The 16,383-nt window shown below is 68.4% G+C and carries 15 protein-coding genes; 3 read left to right on the top strand and 12 right to left on the bottom strand.

The genetic code is table 11. The features are described from left to right. Positions 1 to 71: 71 nt before the first annotated feature. The 9 genes from ACRAQ3_RS07730 to guaA form a co-directional block, all read right to left on the bottom strand. Positions 72 to 1,199 (bottom strand): helix-turn-helix transcriptional regulator, encoded by a 1,128-nt coding sequence (locus tag ACRAQ3_RS07730; RefSeq protein WP_269396370.1) that lies wholly within the window; start codon positions 1,197 to 1,199, stop codon positions 72 to 74. A 141-nt stretch (positions 1,200 to 1,340) separates the two neighbouring features. Beyond that, positions 1,341 to 1,958: a TetR/AcrR family transcriptional regulator gene (locus tag ACRAQ3_RS07725; RefSeq protein WP_269396369.1), complete on the bottom strand. Its 618-nt coding sequence runs from the start codon at positions 1,956 to 1,958 to the stop codon at positions 1,341 to 1,343. 1 nt (position 1,959) lies between these two features. Further along, positions 1,960 to 2,832, bottom strand: a complete 873-nt coding sequence (ppk2, locus tag ACRAQ3_RS07720; RefSeq protein WP_432256231.1) for a polyphosphate kinase 2 — start codon at positions 2,830 to 2,832, stop codon at positions 1,960 to 1,962. Between the two features lie 36 nt (positions 2,833 to 2,868). Then, positions 2,869 to 3,834, bottom strand: a complete 966-nt coding sequence (locus ACRAQ3_RS07715) for an alpha/beta fold hydrolase (protein WP_432256269.1) — start codon at positions 3,832 to 3,834, stop codon at positions 2,869 to 2,871. A 1-nt stretch (position 3,835) separates the two neighbouring features. Continuing rightward, entirely contained in the window at positions 3,836 to 4,759 is a 924-nt protein-coding gene (gene metA / locus ACRAQ3_RS07710) for a homoserine O-acetyltransferase MetA (protein ID WP_432256230.1), read from the bottom strand. A gap of 29 nt (positions 4,760 to 4,788) precedes the next feature. Further along, complete coding sequence (locus tag ACRAQ3_RS07705; protein WP_269396365.1) at positions 4,789 to 5,673, bottom strand: ATPase; 885 nt, start codon at positions 5,671 to 5,673, stop codon at positions 4,789 to 4,791. A gap of 51 nt (positions 5,674 to 5,724) precedes the next feature. After that, positions 5,725 to 6,657 carry a DMT family transporter gene (locus tag ACRAQ3_RS07700; protein ID WP_207569258.1) on the bottom strand — a complete coding sequence of 311 codons (933 nt, stop codon included), beginning with the start codon at positions 6,655 to 6,657 and terminating at the stop codon, positions 5,725 to 5,727. Between the two features lie 114 nt (positions 6,658 to 6,771). Beyond that, the gene (locus ACRAQ3_RS07695) at positions 6,772 to 7,929 is read right to left on the bottom strand and encodes an OmpP1/FadL family transporter (RefSeq protein ID WP_432256229.1); all 1,158 of its coding nucleotides are present in this window, start codon (positions 7,927 to 7,929) and stop codon (positions 6,772 to 6,774) included. 195 nt (positions 7,930 to 8,124) lie between these two features. Then, the gene (guaA, locus tag ACRAQ3_RS07690) at positions 8,125 to 9,693 is read right to left on the bottom strand and encodes a glutamine-hydrolyzing GMP synthase (RefSeq protein WP_269396362.1); all 1,569 of its coding nucleotides are present in this window, start codon (positions 9,691 to 9,693) and stop codon (positions 8,125 to 8,127) included. A 170-nt stretch (positions 9,694 to 9,863) separates the two neighbouring features. On the opposite strand from guaA, the gene ACRAQ3_RS07685 reads away from it, so the two are divergent. Further along, complete coding sequence (locus tag ACRAQ3_RS07685) at positions 9,864 to 11,426, top strand: trimethylamine methyltransferase family protein (RefSeq protein WP_432256228.1); 1,563 nt, start codon at positions 9,864 to 9,866, stop codon at positions 11,424 to 11,426. Here the strand turns inward: ACRAQ3_RS07685 and ACRAQ3_RS07680 are convergent. Next, on the bottom strand, positions 11,419 to 11,706 hold the full coding sequence (locus ACRAQ3_RS07680) for a DUF6477 family protein (RefSeq protein WP_432256227.1): 288 nt from the start codon (positions 11,704 to 11,706) through the stop codon (positions 11,419 to 11,421). The genes ACRAQ3_RS07685 and ACRAQ3_RS07680 overlap by 8 nt on opposite strands. A gap of 273 nt (positions 11,707 to 11,979) precedes the next feature. On the opposite strand from ACRAQ3_RS07680, the gene ACRAQ3_RS07675 reads away from it, so the two are divergent. Next, on the top strand, positions 11,980 to 13,002 hold the full coding sequence (locus ACRAQ3_RS07675) for a DUF6456 domain-containing protein (protein ID WP_432256268.1): 1,023 nt from the start codon (positions 11,980 to 11,982) through the stop codon (positions 13,000 to 13,002). Here ACRAQ3_RS07675 and ACRAQ3_RS07670 read toward each other — a convergent pair. Further along, complete coding sequence (locus ACRAQ3_RS07670; protein WP_432256226.1) at positions 12,999 to 13,709, bottom strand: glutathione S-transferase family protein; 711 nt, start codon at positions 13,707 to 13,709, stop codon at positions 12,999 to 13,001. The two genes, ACRAQ3_RS07675 and ACRAQ3_RS07670, sit on opposite strands and share 4 nt — an antisense overlap. Before the next feature lie 122 nt (positions 13,710 to 13,831). Next, complete coding sequence (locus ACRAQ3_RS07665) at positions 13,832 to 15,322, bottom strand: catalase (RefSeq protein WP_432256225.1); 1,491 nt, start codon at positions 15,320 to 15,322, stop codon at positions 13,832 to 13,834. A gap of 106 nt (positions 15,323 to 15,428) precedes the next feature. On the opposite strand from ACRAQ3_RS07665, the gene ACRAQ3_RS07660 reads away from it, so the two are divergent. Next, complete coding sequence (locus ACRAQ3_RS07660) at positions 15,429 to 16,355, top strand: LysR substrate-binding domain-containing protein (RefSeq protein ID WP_432256224.1); 927 nt, start codon at positions 15,429 to 15,431, stop codon at positions 16,353 to 16,355. The last annotated feature ends 28 nt before the right edge of the window (positions 16,356 to 16,383 follow it).

Here is a 16,383-nt window from a genome sequence, read left to right as displayed (position 1 = left end):
CCATGCAGGAGGGCCGCACCCGCGATCGAGTAGGCTGCGCGATCGCAGGCCGGTCAACCGGTCGGGCGATCTCAGCCCCCCAGCCGTGCCACCAGCGCCACGAGTTCGGCCTGCCGCCGCGTGCCGGTCTTCTCGAACAGGCTGCGGATCTGGTTGCGCACCGTGTTGACGCTGACCTCGCGCATGGCGGCGATCTCGGCCATCGAAAGCCCCTCGCAGAGCCGCCGCAGCACCAGTGTCTCGGCGGGGGTGAGTTCGAAGAGCTTGGTGAGATCCTCGTCCAGCGCGCCGGGCGCACCCGGCTCGATCACCGTCAGCACCGCGATCGCGCGTTCGCCCCGGAACAGGCTCTCGATCGGCGAGGCGGCGAGGGGCCGGGGCAGATGCGACAGCCGCGCCAGCATCCGCTGCGGGGCACTGTCATCGACCACGAAGCTTCCGCCGAGGCGTCCCTCCTGCGCCAGCCGGTCGTCCAGCGCGGCATTCGCCTCCGCATCCGCGAAGCGGAGCCGGCGCTCGTCGCCAAGACACAGCGCATCCCCGCGCTCGAGCAATGCCGCACCGCGCGAATCGCAGGCGACGAGCCGGCCGCGCGAATCGATGGCATAGCAGGCATGCGGCAGGCCGAGCCCGTCGATCAGGCGCGTTCCCGCCTGCAAGGTGCTGTGACCCGCCATCTTCGTCAGATCGAAGGCCCGGCGCAGATGCGGGGCCAGCGTCGCGAGCATCTGGCTGCCGGTCACGCCGACCGCCTCGGCCTCCGAGGGGGCGTAATTGCAGCTCACCACGAGGCTGCCGCTGTCGCCGCGCGTGATGATCGTACCGAAGGTGCGATGGATGTCGCCTTGCGGCCTGAGAAACTCCGTATAGAACTCGCTTCGGAAAAATCCTTTGCGTTGAATGACATGATGGTCATGGATCAGTTGCAATGCGGGCCGTTGCAGCAGCGAGGCGAGCCAGGGATTGAGCGCCGCGTAGCGATCCGGGTAAAGCGCGACCAGCTTGGGATCGAAATTGCAGCCATGCAGATCGGCACGGCGCGGCTGCCCCGGGCGGACCAGCTGCAGGGCCCATGCGCCACCGCCGGCGGCCGCGGCCAGTTGCTCCGGAAGGGCGCCCCAGCGCTCGGGCGAAATCACGCTATGGTAGATTTCGTCGAGCAACCCTGCAATCGCAGCATTATGCGGCAGCGGTGGCATGGGAATCCTCGAAACAATTATAGGTTTAGTTCATTCGCACCATGCACGGTTAGGTGCGGCATGACACTGAGTATTCAGGCGGGTCCTGTCAGTTTTGCCGTTCCCCGAGTTTCCCAAGTATAGGGCAGGGCCCGCCACCAGCTACTCGTCCGGCGCGATCAACCCCAGGCCGCGCAGGTAGACACCGATACCGCTCTCCAGCAGATCCTCCGGCGGAAACGGCGCCCGCGTGCCCGGAGAGCCGCGCGCGAACAGCTCCACCACGCCGTGACTCATCGCCCAGACATGCGCCGCGAACATCTGCGGCGGCGGCCGTCGGCCCTCCGGAATGCGCTCCGACAGCGCCTCGGCGGCCCGCTCCAGCACGCCCAGAGCGCGGCGCGAGGCGGCGGCGAGATCGGGGTTGCGCTGCATCGAGATGCCGCTCTCGAACATCGCGACGTAGTGGCCGGGATGTTTTCGCGCGAAGGCCAGATAGGCGCGCCCGGTCTTTTCGAAGGCCGCGAGCACCGAGGGCCGCCCCTCGTCATAGGCGTATTCCAGAAGATCGGCGAAGATCTCGTAGCCCTGCCGCGCGGCCTCGGCGATCAGGTCCTCGCGCCCCGCGAAATGACGATAGACGGCGGCGGGCGTCACGCCCGCCTCGCGTGCCGCCTCCGACAGGGTGAAGCCCGTCGGCCCCTTTTCCTCGATCAGCTTCAGGCTGGCCTCGACCAGCGCCTGACGCAGATTGCCGTGATGATATCCCTGCTTGGCCACGTCAGTCGCGCGGCCAGAGTTCCGGACCACCCGCGATCCTCGGATCGAGGGCGCAGACGGCCTCCTCGTCCTTGTCGGGATAGTCGAGCCGGGCCAGCACGCTGCGGATCGCGTTGACCCGGGCGCGGCGCTTGTCGTCGCCGCGGATCACCGTCCAGGGCGCGAAGTCGAAATCCGTCCGCGTGAACATGGTGCCGATGCGGTGGGTATAGGCGTCCCATTTGCGCAGTCCCTCGACATCGACCCAGGACAGCTTCCACTGCTTGAGCGGATCGCTCTCGCGCTTGAGAAACCGTTCGAGCTGGGTCGCGCGACCGACATTGATCCACAGCTTGAAGAGCCGGATGCCGTCATCGGCGAGCATCTTCTCGAACGGCTCGACCTGGTCGTAGAACCGGACCACCTGTTCCTCGTCGGCAAAACCGAAGACCGGCTCAACCACGGCGCGGTTGTACCAGGAGCGGTCGAAGAACACGATCTCTCCGGCGGTGGGCAATTCACGCACGTAGCGCTGGAAATACCACTGGCCCGCCTCGACCTCCGAGGGCTTGGCCAGCGCCACGACACGGGCGCCGCGCGGGTTCAAGTTCTCGCGGAACCGGGCGATGGTGCCGCCCTTGCCGGCGGCGTCGCGCCCCTCGAAGATCACCACGACGCGCTGCCCGGTCGCCTTGACCCAGGCCTGCATCTTCACCAGCTCGATCTGCAGATCCGCCATCGCGGCGGCGTAATCCTTGCGCTTCCATTTCGACGGATAGGGAAAGCGCGTGCTGGCGATGCCGTCCTTGCCCGCCTCGTGCAGCATGCGGCGGATCTCCTCGGGCGCCTCCTCGTCGCGAAACCGGCTGATCGCCCCGTCGAACGGCTTATTCATATGTCTCTCCTCAAGCGGCCCCGACCGCGACGGCGTTCAACGCAGGCCGGCGCGCGCCGCGGCCCGGTCGATCGCCGCCACCACCTCGACGGGCACGGTATGGTGCGGCATATGGCCAACGTTTTCCAGCACCGTCAGGTTCGCCCCGGGGATCAGCTCGGCCAGCCGGGCCGAATGCACTTCGAGCGGCACGATGGTGTCGGCGACGCCGTGCACGATCTCGACCGGTACATCGATCGAGGGGTAGCGCGCGCGCATCTCGGTGACCTGCGGCAGCAGCCCGTTCACCTGCCGCGCATTGACCCGCAGGCTGTCGCGGCGGACCGCCAGCCCGGCGCCGACGAAATCGGCATAGCCCTCGGGCACCGGGTTCGGGGCGAAGACCGCCTCGACCGTCTCATCGACCATCCGCTCGGGGGCGAAGGCGGTGATGAGCGGCACCACCGCCGCGCCGCCAAGGGCCGATCCGTTGACCCTGTAGAGCGTGGCTAGCCCGGTATCCCATGGCATCGTCGCGCCGGCAAGATCGACCAGCGCCGCGAGGTTGTCGGGCCGCTCCAGCGCCCAGGCCATGGCCACCGCGCCACCGAAGGAATGGCCCAGCACGATGGGCTTCTCGGCGCCGAGCTCGGCGGCGGCGGCTTGCAGCAGCCGCGCCTGCGCGGCGAGGCTGTCGGCATGGGTCGTGAAGGCGTCGTCGGCGACCGGGTCGATCGGGTCGGAATAGCCGAGCCCGGGGCGGTCGAAGGCGATGACGCGGTAATCGTCGTCGAGCCGGTCGAGTAGATCGAAGGCCATGTCGCGCAGGTTACCGGAGGCGCCGTGGATCAGCACGAGGTCGGGGCCGCTGCCCGAAACCAGTGCATGCACGCGGCGCCCCTCGATCTCGACGAACTGGCCGAGCGGCGGGTGCGCGGCCATGGCCTGAGCCTCGCGCCGCTCGGCGCGGTGATCGACCAACGCGCAGCCCGCCAGCGCGCCGATCGCGAGCACTGCGGCGATCCTAGCGGCCAATGTCGTTCAGATCGTAGGGGGTGGTCTGGTAGATCTCGTTGATCCAGTTGCCATAGAGCAGATGCGCGTGGCTGCGCCAGCGGTTCGAGGGCGGCTTGGTCGGGTCGTCGCCGGGATAGTAGTTCACCGGCACCGAGATCGCTGCGCCCGAAGCCACGTCGCGGTCGTACTCCTCCTTCAGCGTGTGGCTGTCATATTCGAAATGGTTAAAGATATAGAGCGTGCGGCGGCCGGGGTCCTCGACCAGGCAGGGGCCGACCTCGTCCGAGGCCAGAAGCGTCACCAGCTCGGGCCGCGCGTCGATATCCTCCTGCCGGATCTCGGTCCAGCGGCTCACCGGCACGGTGCAATCGTCGGAAAAGCCGCGCAGATAGGGGCTGTCGGGCTTGAGGTTGCGGTGCCGGAAGCAGCCGAAGGCCTTGCTGTCGAGCAGGTGCTTGGCGATGCCGTGCTGATGCGCGATCATCGCCATGCCGCCCCAGCAGACGCCGAAGGTCGAATGCGCATGGGTCTCGGTCCAGTCGAAGAGGCGGCGCAGCTCGTCCCAATAGGTCACCTCGTCGAAATCGAGATGCTCGACCGGCGCGCCGGTGACGAGGAAGCCGTCGAACTTCTGCCCCGACGCCTCGATCTCGGAAAACGAGTGATAGAAGGTCTCCATGTGCTCGGCGGCGGTGTTGCGCGATTCATGATCCGACATGCGGATCAGCGTCAGCTCGATCTGCAGCGGCGTCGCGCCGATCAGCCGCGCGAACTGCGTCTCGGTCTGGATCTTCTTGGGCATCAGGTTGAGCAGGCCGATCCTGAGCGGGCGGATGTCCTGCCGCGCCGCCTGATCCTCCGACATCACCATCACGCCCTCGCGCGTCAGCACGGTGTAGGCGGGGAGGGCTTCGGGGATCTTGATGGGCATGGTTCGACCTTCTTGTAGGGAGGGCTGATCTAGGCTTCTCGACGGTGTTTGCCAAGCCGCGCCTCGAGCGCCTCGGCCACCACGGCGTCGAAATCACGGGCGGATTCAAGGCCCGACAGCGCCTCGGCCGGAATCGCGAGGCCCCAGCGTTCGGCCATCTTCGCATAGCGCGGCTGCCGATGCGCCAGCGCCCGGCCATAGGTCCAGCGGATGAAGGCGTCGGGATCGACGCGCGTCTCTGACAGGCCGGTCTCGGCCAGATAGTCGTTCCAGGCCTGGAGCAGGAAGTCGGGGCTGTAGGCCATCGGCTTGGGCGCGCGGTCGAAGCGGCGGATCAGCTCCTCGGTATGCGCCTCCGAGCCCTCGATCCAGATCATCAGCATCCGCTCGGACAAGAGCGTCATCAGCGGGTCCTGCGGATCGTCGGGATCGACCCATTCGCAGATCGAGCCACCGGTGTCGCAGACGAAATGCGGATAGCCGTAGAGCGCCTCGGCCCGGTCGATGAACCACGGCGTGTCCTCCAGCGCCGCGATCTCGGCGCGGCGGAACTGCTCCTGCCGCTGCCGGTAGGTCTCGAAGGGCAGGCCGCCCTTCTCCGGGTCGCCCGGCTTGCCGAGATAGGTCGAGACCGGGGCGAGATTGTCGAAGGTGATGTTGGAGCCGATATAGATGCTGTCCGAGAGCAGCAGCTCGCGCAGGAACGGCACCTTCATCGCCTCGCGCTTGGCGTTGTCGGCGATCAGCTCGCCCATGTGGCGGGTGCCGATGCGGTAATCGATCGAGTAGTGGAACCAGTCGCCCGAGCGGCGCAGGAGGTTCGACACATGCGTCTTGCCGAGGCCCGACATGCCGAAGAACAGGACGCGTTTGCGCGGGGCGGACAGCCAGTCCGAGGCGGAGGAATGGATCATGGACGCATCGCTAAACAAGCCGTGCGACACGGTCCAGTCTGAACTTCGGCCTCAGAACTTCGGGGCGGGCGCCGCCCCCCGGGCCCGGGCGCGCCGCAGCAGCCGCCCGTCGAGCACCACGAGCCCCGCCGCCAGCGCCGCGAAGCCGGCATAGGCGCGTACCGGCAGCGTCTCGTCCAGCACCACCACGCCCAGGAGGATCGCCACCGGCGCAACCATCAAGGTCACCAGCAGCACGTTGCCGCTCCCGGCGATGGCGATGACCCGGTAGTAGATGATGTAGGCCAGCGCGGTGGAGCCGATCGAGACATAGGCCAGCCCCGCGATGGTCGCCGGGGCGAGGTCGAGCCGCGGCGCGCCTTCGAGCAGCCAGGCCAGCGGCACCATGATCAGCGCCGCGCCGGTGGTCATGCCCGCCGCGGCGGTGAGCGGCGGCAGCCCGCCCATCTTCTTGCGCGCCCAGACCCCGGCCAGCGCATAGGAGATGGTGGCGCCGATCGCCGCGACCTGTCCCAGCGCGCCGGGATCGAAGCCCGACAGCGCCGCCGGGCCGACCACCCAGACCACGCCCGAAAAGCCGAGCGCCACGCCCAGCGCCTTGCGCGCCGAGAGCCGTTCGTCGGCGAAGAAGATCGCGGCGAAGAGCACGCCGAAGATCGCGGTGGCGGCGTTGAGGATCGCGATCAGCCCGGTCTCGACATGCTGCTGGCCCCAGGCCAGAAGCCCGAAGGGAATGGCGTTGTTGAGCGCGCCCATCACAACCAGAACGGCCCAGAGCCGCCAGCTCCGGGGCAGCGGCAGGCGCCGCAGCATCACCACGGGCCACAGCACCAGCGCTGCCCAGACCGCGCGATGGCCGACGATCCACATCGGCCCCACCTCGTCCAGCGCCACGCGCACCGAGAGGAACGAGCCGCCCCAGATCAGGGCGAGCAGGCCGAGCTGGGCCCAGGCGGCGTTGGTCATGGTCTTCTGAACGGTCATGCCCGGCACTGTGCACGCGGCCGGGATCGGCGCAATCCGAAACATGCGCTTTGCATGGAAATGCGAAAGGGGCCGGCCCCGCGGCCGGCCCCTCGCGCGTGACCCCCGACGGGATCAGAAGCGGTAGGCGACGCTCATGCCGATCGCGAGGGCCGAGTTGTCGGAGAACTCCGCCCGGTCGGAGATGCTGCCATCGGAGTTGCGGGTTTCCGGGTTGGCATCGCCCAGCATGGTGTAACGGATGCCACCCGAAAGGGTCACCGTTTCCATGTTGTAGGCGCCGCCCAGGCTGACCCAGCGCTTGCCGTCGGTCGGATCGAGCGGCGAGATGCGCTCGTCGCCCTCCGGCTCGAAGCCCACCGCGACCTGGGCCGCGAACATGTCCGAGAACTTGCGTCCGACGCCGACCTGCACCTGATAATTGTCGTCGATATTGGTCAGGCTGGCGCCGCCGGTGGCGGCGCTGAAGACCTGCGGCGACACCAGAGTGTCCTCGTAGGCGGCGTAGCGGATGTTGGCGAAGGCCAGCGTGTCGGGCGCGATCCCCGTCTGCAGGTCGAGATTCCAGCTTTCGGGCGTCTCGACCGTGGTGGTGCTGGGCACCTGTGCGGGCAGGCTGAGACCGGCCTGCAGCGCGGCGGGGATCGATTCGACCGTGTCGAAGTCGTGCTCGATCGCCGAATTGTAGGTCAGCGCCGCGCGCAGCGCGATCTCGGGGATCTCGTAGGCCACGCCGATGAGGTATCCGGTGGCGTCGTTCTCCTCCAGCGCCACCGAATATCCGTTCAACGGGCCATAGGCCGCACCGGACAGGGTGATGTCCCCCTCGAGGGTCTGGCGCCGGACGCCGGCATGGACGCTGATGTTCTCGTTGAACCGGTAGCGGCCCAGCGCCGTGATCGTGTGGCCGTCGAGCTGCGCCATCGTGCCGCCCAGCGCAAGCGCGGTGGTCGGGTAGTCGATGTCGACGCCGAAAGGCTGGTCGATGATGACGGCACCGGAAAAGCCGTTGCCGAAATCAATCTTCGCGCTGGTCGATACGTTGAGGAAATCCTCGGCGACATTGTCGTATTCGCCACCGCCGAACACGGCGACGTCCTTGCCCGAGATTTCCGGGAACACCTTGCCGAAGCTCAGCTCGAGGACGTTGCCCTCTTCGAAGATCGCGGTGATGTCCTGGTTCGAGCGATCGAGCCCGACGGCTCCCGCGCCGCTGGCCATCAGCGCCGTCGCCAGCGCCAAGGCGCTCGTGGCGCCGTAATGCAGTTTCATGATGTCTCCCTGTCGCATGATGCGTCCTCCGCCCCGCAGGAGAAACAGCACCGCGGCTTCCTACAATCTGTGACGTCGCGGCAGCTTGACGTGGACGTCACGGCGTCACCTCCACGCATCACCGGCGGCGGATATGCGAAGGGCCCCCGAAGGGGCCCGTGGCAGGTCTCGCTCAAATTCCGCCGGGCCGGCGGGTCATTCCCACTCGATGGTTCCCGGCGGCTTCGAGGTCACGTCATAGGTGACGCGGTTGATGCCGCGCACCTCGTTGATGATCCGCGTCGCGGTCTCGCCGAGGAATTCGTGGGTGAACGGGTAGTAGTCGGCGGTCATGCCGTCGACGCTGGTCACCGCGCGCATCGCGCAGGCGTAGTCATAGGTGCGGCCATCGCCCATCACGCCCACGGTGCGCACCGGCAACAGCGCCACGAAGGCCTGCCAGATCTCGTCATAGAGGCCGTGCTTGCGGATCTGGTCGATGAACACCGCGTCGGCGCGGCGCAGGATCGCCAGCTTCTCGCGGGTGATCTCGCCGGGGCAGCGGATCGCGAGGCCGGGCCCGGGGAAGGGGTGGCGGCCGATGAAGCTGTCGGGCAGGCCAAGCTCGCGGCCCAGAGCCCGGACCTCGTCCTTGAACAGCTCGCGCAGCGGCTCGACCAGCTTCAGGCCCATCTTCTCGGGCAGGCCGCCGACATTGTGGTGGCTCTTGATCGTGACGCTCGGTCCGCCCGAGAAGCTGACGCTCTCGATCACGTCCGGATAGAGCGTGCCCTGCGCGAGGAAGGTGGCGCCGCCGACCTCGGAGGCGTGCTTCTGGAACACGTCGATGAACAGCTTGCCGATGGTCTTGCGCTTGACCTCGGGGTCCGAGACGCCTTCCAGCGCATCGAGGAACAGATCCTCTTCCTGCGCGTGGATCAGCGGCATGTTGTAGTGGTCGCGGAACATGGTCACGACCTGTTCGGCCTCGCCCTCGCGCAGCAGGCCGTGATCGACGAAGACGCAGGTGAGCTGGTCGCCGATGGCCTCGTGGATCAGCACAGCGGCGACGGAGGAATCCACACCGCCCGAGAGGCCGCAGATCACCTTCTGGTCGCCGACCTGCTCGCGGATCAGGCGGATCGCCTCCTCGCGATAGGCGCCCATGGTCCAGTCGCCGGTAAAGCCCGCGATGTGCAGGAAGTTCTCGAGGAAGGTCTTGCCATGCGGGGTGTGATGCACCTCCGGGTGGAACTGCACCGCGTAGAAGCGCCGCTCCAGATCGGCGGTGATCGCATAGGGCGCACCGGGCGAGGTGCCGCAGACCTCGAAGCCCGGCGCCAGCTTGCTGACATGGTCGCCATGGCTCATCCAGACCTGCTCGCGGCCCTCGATGAACCAGCCGCGCAGCAGGTCGGTGGCCTCGCCCTCGGGCTCGACATAGGCGCGGCCGAACTCGGCGGTGCCGTCACCGCGCAGCACTTCGCCGCCCAGCATCTGCATCATCACCTGCTGACCGTAGCAGATGCCGAGCACCGGCACCTCCAGCTCGAAGATCCGCATCGGCGGGCGCGGGCTGCCCTCGTCGGGCACGCTGGCGGGACCGCCCGACAGGATCACCGCCTGCGGCTCGAAGCGGTCGAGGAACGCCTCGTCCACCGCGTTGAAGGGATGGATCTCGCAGTAGACATTCAGCTCGCGGAGGCGACGCGCAATAAGCTGCGTCACCTGTGAGCCGAAATCGACGATGAGAAGGCGCTGGTGCTGTTGGCTATGCTCGGTCATGGCCCAGCGAATAGGCCCGCCCGCCCATCCGCGCAAGAGCGACGGGCGCGAAAAATCGCGCCGCTCAGGGCGACATGTCGCTTTCACACCTGAGGCGGCGCAATCCGGCCAAGCGCGCGCGCCGCGCACCGCTATCACGGGGCGCAAGGATGCATCACGGGGAGCGGGCGATGACGGAAGCGGCACAGATGGCCGGAGAGCGGGCAGGGCGGCGCGGCCGGTCCGGCGGAGGTGCCGCGCGACGAGCCGAGCGCACCGCGGTCAGCGTCGAGACCGCGCGTTACATCGAGCGCAACATCCCCGATTTCGAGGTGCTCGACGCCGCCGCCATCGAGGTGATCGAACGCAATGCCGAGACCGTGCTGGAAGAGATCGGCGTGGTGTTTTCCGACAATCCCGGCGCGCTCGACCTCTGGCGGCAGGCCGGGGCCAATGTCGATGGCGACCGGGTACGGATTCCGCGCGGGCTGGCGCGCAAGCTCTGCGCCACCGCGCCCGCGAGCTTCACCCAGCACGCCCGCAACCCCGCACGCAACGTCGAGATCGGCGGCCGCAACCTCGTTCTGGCGCCGGTCTATGGCCCGCCCTTCGTGCGCGACGCCGATGGCGGCCGGCGCTATGCGACGATCGAGGATTTTCGCAACTTCGTGAAGCTCGGCTACATGTCGAAATGGCTGCACCACTCGGGCGGCACGGTCTGCGAGCCCACGGACGTGGCGGTGAACAAGCGCCATCTCGACATGCTGCTGGCGCACATGGTCTATTCCGACAAGCCCTTCATGGGCTCGGTCACCGCACCCGAGCGGGCGCAGGACTGCGTCGAGATGTGCGAGATCCTGTTCGGAAAGGACTTCGTCGCCGAGAACACGGTGATGACCTCGCTGATCAACATCAACTCGCCGCTGACCTTCGACGGCATCATGATGGGCGCGCTCGAGGTCTATGCGAAGGCGAACCAGGCCTGCATCATCTCGCCCTTCATCGTCGGCGGCGCGATGGCGCCTGTCTCGGTCGCGGGCACGCTGACGCAGGTGCTGGCCGAGGCGCTGGCGGGCGTCGCCTACAGCCAGCTCGTGCGCCCCGGCGCGCCGGTGATCGTCGGCGCCTTCGTCACCTCGATCGACATGAATTCGGGCGCGCCGACCTTCGGCACCCCCGAGGCCTCGCTCATCACCTACGGGATGGGCCAGCTGGCGCGGCGGATGGGGCTGCCCTACCGCTCGGCCGGCGGGTTCTGCGGCTCCAAGCTGCCCGACGCGCAGGCCGGCTACGAGAGCGCGAACAGCCTCAACATGGGACTGATGTCCGGCGTCAACTTCATGCTGCATGCCTGCGGCTGGCTCGAGGGCGGACTCGTCGCCTCCTACGAGAAGTTCGTGATGGACGCCGACCAGCTCGGGGCCCTGCACCAGATGGCCAAGGGCGTCGACATCTCCGAGGAGATGCAGGCGCTCGACGCGATCCGCGAGGTCGGCCCCGGAGGACATTATCTCGGCTGCGCGCATACGCAGGCGAACTTCAAGACCGCGTTCTGGCGCAGCGAGCTGTTCGACTACAAGCCGTTCGAGACCTGGGACGAAGAGGGCGCGCGCGACACCCAGGCGCTCGCCTCGGCACGGGTCGCCAAGCTGCTCGACACCTACCGCCAGCCGCCGCTCGACCCCGAGATCGCGCAGCGGCTGAACGACTATGTCGAGGCCAAGAAGGCCTCGATGGCCGACAGCTTCAGCTGAGAGCGGCGGCGCGCATCAGCCGCGCCTCGCCCATCAGGGCCACGATCAACTCGACATGGCGGGCGGGGCGGTAGTCGCCGGTCCCGGCCCGCCGCCGCGCCTCCAGATCGGCCTCGCGCTCGATCAGCGCCATGAGCGCCTGCGCCGGGCCGCGGACCGCCGCCCCGATCAGCCGTGGCAGCGCCGCCGTCCGGTCATAGGCGTCGAGCCCGAACCGCGCGGCCTCGACCAGTAGCGGTGGCCGCCTCAGCGCCGCGAGCCTGCTCAGCGGGTCCTGCATGGCCTGTCCTCCTCGTGACCTGCTTCAATCGCCATAGTTGTCTCACACCCCGCCCCGCGTTGCGTGGGACCGGCGCGCGACGCGCGGTGGCTTCAGCCTTGTTTGGGATTCTTCAATCAAGCTGAACGGGTTCGGGGCAAATTAACGCCTCGCTAACCGGGGCAACTGAGAGTTGAGATCGTGAATCTTGGGGACGTCAGGGAGAGCCGGTCGCGGACGCCATGTCCACCGTCCGGGATCGCGGCACAGGACCGCAACCACGGGCCGGAACCACTGCCCGAATGGGTGCCGCAGGCGGTGCGGCATTATCTCGAACATGTCGAGGGCGGGGCCCCGATCCGGGTGCTGGCACGCCGGTCCGAGGTGCATGCCTCGACCGTGCTGCGCCAGGTCCGCCAGCTGGAAAACCGGCGCGACGATCCGCTGATCGATGCCGCGCTGCGCCGCCTGTCCCGCCGTTTCAAGCCGGCCCCTCCCGAGGAGAATGCGATGAGCTGTCACGACCCGAAGGGCCCGCAACCTGAGACCGGCGCGGAGAACGGCACGGAGAACGGCACGGCCGAGGCGATGCGCGTGCTGCGGCGCATGGCCGAGCCCGGCGCGGTGCTGGCGCTGGCGCCCGGGATGCAGATCGCGGCGGTGCTGCGCGAGGGGCCGCAGGGCGCGACGCAGCGACTGGCGCGGCTCGACCGGGCGCTGGCCGAGACGCTGGCGCTGCGCGGCTGGATCGCCGCGCAGGCGGATACGGGACGCGTGGCGCGCTACCGCATCACCTCGCAGGGCCGCGCCGCCCTCAGGGGCGCCGGGGCCGAAACGCAAGCGGGCTTCGCCGAGGCCGCGACCGGCTTCGAACCGGCCCCCGGCGCCTCCCGCATGGCGCCGTTCGAGGGGCCGTTGACGCTTCTGGCGCGGCGGCGCGACCGCGACGGGCGGCCGTTCCTCGGCCGCGAACTGGTCGCCGCCGGGGAGCGGCTGCGCGAGGATTTCGAGCTGACACAGGTCGGGCCGAGGGTGACGCAGGATTGGTCGCGCTATCTCACCGGCGGCTGCGAGGGCGGCGCGGGGCGCGGGCAGGGCCCGTCCCGGGCGCGCGATCGGCTGGCGGCGGCGCTGGCGGATCTGGGGCCGGGGCTCGGCGACGTGGCGCTGCGCTGCTGCTGCTATCTCGAAGGCATGGAAAGCCTCGAGCGGCGCATGGGCTGGTCGGCCCGATCGGGCAAGATCGTGCTGCGGATCGCGCTGGAACGGCTCAGGCGTCACTACGACGCCAGCGGCGGCGGAGAGATGATCGGCTAGCCCGGCGCGAAGCCGCAGCGCCGGGCGATCGTGTCCGACCAGGCACCGATGGCCGGCAGCGTCTTCGCATGCCGCGCCACCGGCGTGTCCATCGGCCAGCCCAGCATCGGCGCCAGCATGCCGTACATGGTGGCGTCGGCGATGCCGGGGGCGGGGCCTTCGACGAAATCATGCACGCCGAGCCAGAGATCGAGCGCGTCGAGCAGATCGCGTCCACGCGCCGCGATCTTTTCGGGGCCGAGCCGTACCAGCCCGCGCGCATGCAGCTGCCGCCCGAGCGAGCGCCGCGACATCCGGTGCACCAGCGCCGCCAGCGGCGCCGACATCTCGGAGCGCAGCAGTTCGCGGAACCAGGCCGAGCCTTCGGGCAGCATGATCAGCTCCCATTCGAAGATCTGGTGCAGCCCTTCCTCGGCGGCCATCTTCCAGCCGCGACCCGCGGCGGCGGGGGCGGTGTCGGCCATCGGGGGCGGGATGCCGTGGCGACGCGCCAGAAGCGCGATGATCGCGTCGCTGTCGGCCACGGTCTCGCCGTCGATGACGGCCCATGGGCTTTTCTTCAGCGGGCCCTTGGCGGGGTTGTTCTCGACCGCGAACTCGTAGGGCACGCCGTTCAGCGCGCACCAGCACAGCAGCTTGAGCGCGAAGGGGCCGGAGGTCGGCAGGCCGAAGGCCGGCGAAAATCCGTAGATCGTTGCAGGGGTCATGGCGAAAGTCCCGGGACTGGAAACGACATGAGCGCCATGCTGACGCGCTTCGGGGAGTCCCACAACAAAAACGGCGGCGGGTCTCCCCGCCGCCGTCCGAAAGACGTACTGGCCTCAGCCGATCATTCGGCCGCGTGGCTGGTGTCGACGCCCGCGTTCTCGGCGTTCTGGTGCTTGAGCGCCGCGCGGATGCCGTCGCCGTAAGCCTGGTCGACCTTGTCGAAATGCGCCAGCTGGCGATCGATGATCTCCTGCGGCACGCCGGTCATGGCGGTGGCGATGTTCGAGAACAGCCGGCTCTTCTGGCCTTCGTCGAACAGGTTGAACAGCGCGCGCGGCTGGCTGTAGTGATCCGCCTCCGAGCGGAAGTCGTAGCGCCCGACCTCGCCCTCGTAGCGATGCGGCGGTTCGACCACCGACGGATCCTCGACCGGCCCGCCGAAGGAGTTCGGCTCGTAATAGGCATCGGGGTTGGTGCGCAGGCCGAACGGCATGGTGCCGTCGCGATGATAGTGGTGCACCGGGCATTTCGGCTTGTTGACCTCGAGGCTCTCGTAATGCGTGCCGATCCGGTAGCGATGCGCGTCCGGGTAGGAGAACAGGCGACCCTGCAGCATCTTGTCGGGCGAGAAGCCGATGCCCGGCACCACGTTGGAGGGATTGAAGGCCGACTGCTCGATCTCGGTGAAGTAGTTCTCGGCGTTGCGGTTGAGCTCCATCTCGCCGACCTTGATCAGCGGGTAGTCGCCATGCGGCCAGACCTTGGTGAGGTCGAAGGCCGACCAGCCGGTCTTCTTCTCGAACTCGATCGCTTCCATCTCGGGCATCACCTGGATGAACATGTCCCATTTCGGGAAATGGCCATTGGCGATGGTGCCGAATAGCGCCTCCTGGTAGGTCTCGCGGCTCTTGCCGATGACCTGCACCGCCTCGTCATTGGTGAAGTGTTTGTGACCCTGCTGGGTCTTGAAGTGGAACTTCACCCAGAACCGCTCGCCCTGGTCGTTCCACAGCGAGAAGGTGTGCGAGCCGTAGCCGTTCATGTGCATCGGGGTCTGCGGCAGGCCGCGATCCGACATCAGGATCGTCACCTGGTGCAGGCTCTCGGGGCAGAGCGACCAGAAGTCCCACATCGCGGTGGCCGAGCGCAGGTTGGTCTTGGGGTGACGCTTCTGGGTGTGGATGAAGTCCGGGAACTTGTAGGGGTCGGCCACGAAGAACACGGGCGTGTTGTTGCCCACGAGGTCCCAGTTGCCTTCCTCGGTGTAGAATTTCAGCGCGAAGCCGCGCACGTCGCGCTCGGCATCCGCCGCGCCCTGCTCGCCGGCCACGGTCGAGAAGCGCGCGAGCATCTCGGTCTCGGTGCCGGGCTTGAACACGGCGGCGCGGGAATACTTGGTGATGTCCTCGGTCACGCGCAGCGTGCCATAGGCGCCCCAGCCCTTGGCGTGCACGACGCGCTCGGGGATCCGCTCGCGGTTCTGGTGCGCCAGCTTCTCGATCAGCTGGTAATCCTCGAGCAGCACGGGGCCGCGCGGGCCGACGGTCTTGGAGTTCTGGTTGTCGGCGACGGGCGCGCCGGCGGAAGTTGTCAGGCGGGGTCTGTCGGTCATGGCTGTCCTCCGGGGGGTGGCTTCGCGGCGCAATATGACCCGGTCACCCGAGAAGGCAAAATCGGATTTTCTGGCCCTTCTCATAAGGCTGGGTTATGAGTCCGTCATGAATCCATCACTGAAACAGTTGCGCTACTTCGTGGCGCTGGCCGAAACCGGCGGCTTCGGCCGCGCCGCGGAGACCGTTTTCGTATCGCAGCCGGCGCTGAGCCAGCAGATCAAGGAGCTGGAGGCGATCCTCGGGGTCGAGCTGGTCGAGCGGCTGCCGCGCGGCATCCGGCTGACGCGCGCCGGGCGCGAGGTGCTGGAGCGGTCGCGCAGGATCCTCGGCGAGGTGGCCGAGCTGGAGCGCGCGGCGCGGCTGTCGCGCGGGCTCACGGGGCGGCTGCGGTTGGGGGTGATCCCGACCGTCGCGCCCTATCTGCTGCCGATCGCCCTGACGCGGCTGCGGGCGCGCGACCTGACGCTCGACATCCGGGTGCGCGAGGCGCAGACCGAAACGCTGCTCGACGATCTGGAGGCGGGGCGGGTGGATGCGGTGGTGGCGGCGCTGCCGCTGCCGGTGGCCGGTCTCGCGGTCGAGCCGCTGGTCTCGGACCGTTTCGTGCTGGCCGGGACGGCAGCGCGGCTGGCGCGCTGGGTCGGCGATCCCGAGGCGCTGCGGCCGACCTCGCTGGCGCCGGATCAGCTGCTTCTGCTCGACGAGGGGCATTGCCTCGCCGATCAGGCGCTGGAGGTCTGCGGTCTCAGGGGGCGCGGCCGGGTCGATCTGGGGGCCTCGTCGCTGGCCACGCTGTCGGGGCTGGTGGCCGAAGGCTTCGGGCTCACATTGCTGCCCGAGATCGCGCTCCGGGCCGAAACGGCGGCGGCGCCGGGTCTGGCGCTGATGCGCTTTGCGGCGCCCGAGCCCGCGCGCGAGCTGGCGCTGGTGCGGCGGGCCGGGGGCGATGGCGGCTGGGCCGCGCCCTTGGCCGATCTGCTGCGCGAGGCGGGGGCCGAGCTTCTGGGCTCGGCCCGCGCCGTCTGTCCGTAACGCGCGCTCCGCGATCTGGTCCCTAACG

It is taken from the genome of Limimaricola sp. AA108-03 (assembly GCF_050847355.1).
GTDB lineage: Bacteria > Pseudomonadota > Alphaproteobacteria > Rhodobacterales > Rhodobacteraceae > Limimaricola.
Note: the sequence above shows the minus strand (reverse complement) of the source record. Positions and strands in the feature narration are given on the sequence as shown.

Excerpts from the sequence above, each read along its gene's own strand:
- ACRAQ3_RS07730 (WP_269396370.1), bottom strand. The coding sequence starts at position 1,199 with ATGCCACCGCTGCCGCATAATGCTGCGATTGCAGGGTTGCTCGACGAA.
- ppk2 (WP_432256231.1), bottom strand. The coding sequence starts at position 2,832 with ATGAATAAGCCGTTCGACGGGGCGATCAGCCGGTTTCGCGACGAGGAG.
- metA (WP_432256230.1), bottom strand. The coding sequence starts at position 4,759 with ATGCCCATCAAGATCCCCGAAGCCCTCCCCGCCTACACCGTGCTGACG.
- ACRAQ3_RS07705 (WP_269396365.1), bottom strand. The coding sequence starts at position 5,673 with ATGATCCATTCCTCCGCCTCGGACTGGCTGTCCGCCCCGCGCAAACGC.
- ACRAQ3_RS07700 (WP_207569258.1), bottom strand. The coding sequence starts at position 6,657 with ATGACCGTTCAGAAGACCATGACCAACGCCGCCTGGGCCCAGCTCGGC.
- ACRAQ3_RS07695 (WP_432256229.1), bottom strand. The coding sequence starts at position 7,929 with ATGAAACTGCATTACGGCGCCACGAGCGCCTTGGCGCTGGCGACGGCG.
- guaA (WP_269396362.1), bottom strand. The coding sequence starts at position 9,693 with ATGACCGAGCATAGCCAACAGCACCAGCGCCTTCTCATCGTCGATTTC.
- ACRAQ3_RS07685 (WP_432256228.1), top strand. The coding sequence starts at position 9,864 with ATGACGGAAGCGGCACAGATGGCCGGAGAGCGGGCAGGGCGGCGCGGC.
- ACRAQ3_RS07680 (WP_432256227.1), bottom strand. The coding sequence starts at position 11,706 with ATGCAGGACCCGCTGAGCAGGCTCGCGGCGCTGAGGCGGCCACCGCTA.
- ACRAQ3_RS07670 (WP_432256226.1), bottom strand. The coding sequence starts at position 13,709 with ATGACCCCTGCAACGATCTACGGATTTTCGCCGGCCTTCGGCCTGCCG.
- ACRAQ3_RS07665 (WP_432256225.1), bottom strand. The coding sequence starts at position 15,322 with ATGACCGACAGACCCCGCCTGACAACTTCCGCCGGCGCGCCCGTCGCC.
- ACRAQ3_RS07660 (WP_432256224.1), top strand. The coding sequence starts at position 15,429 with ATGAATCCATCACTGAAACAGTTGCGCTACTTCGTGGCGCTGGCCGAA.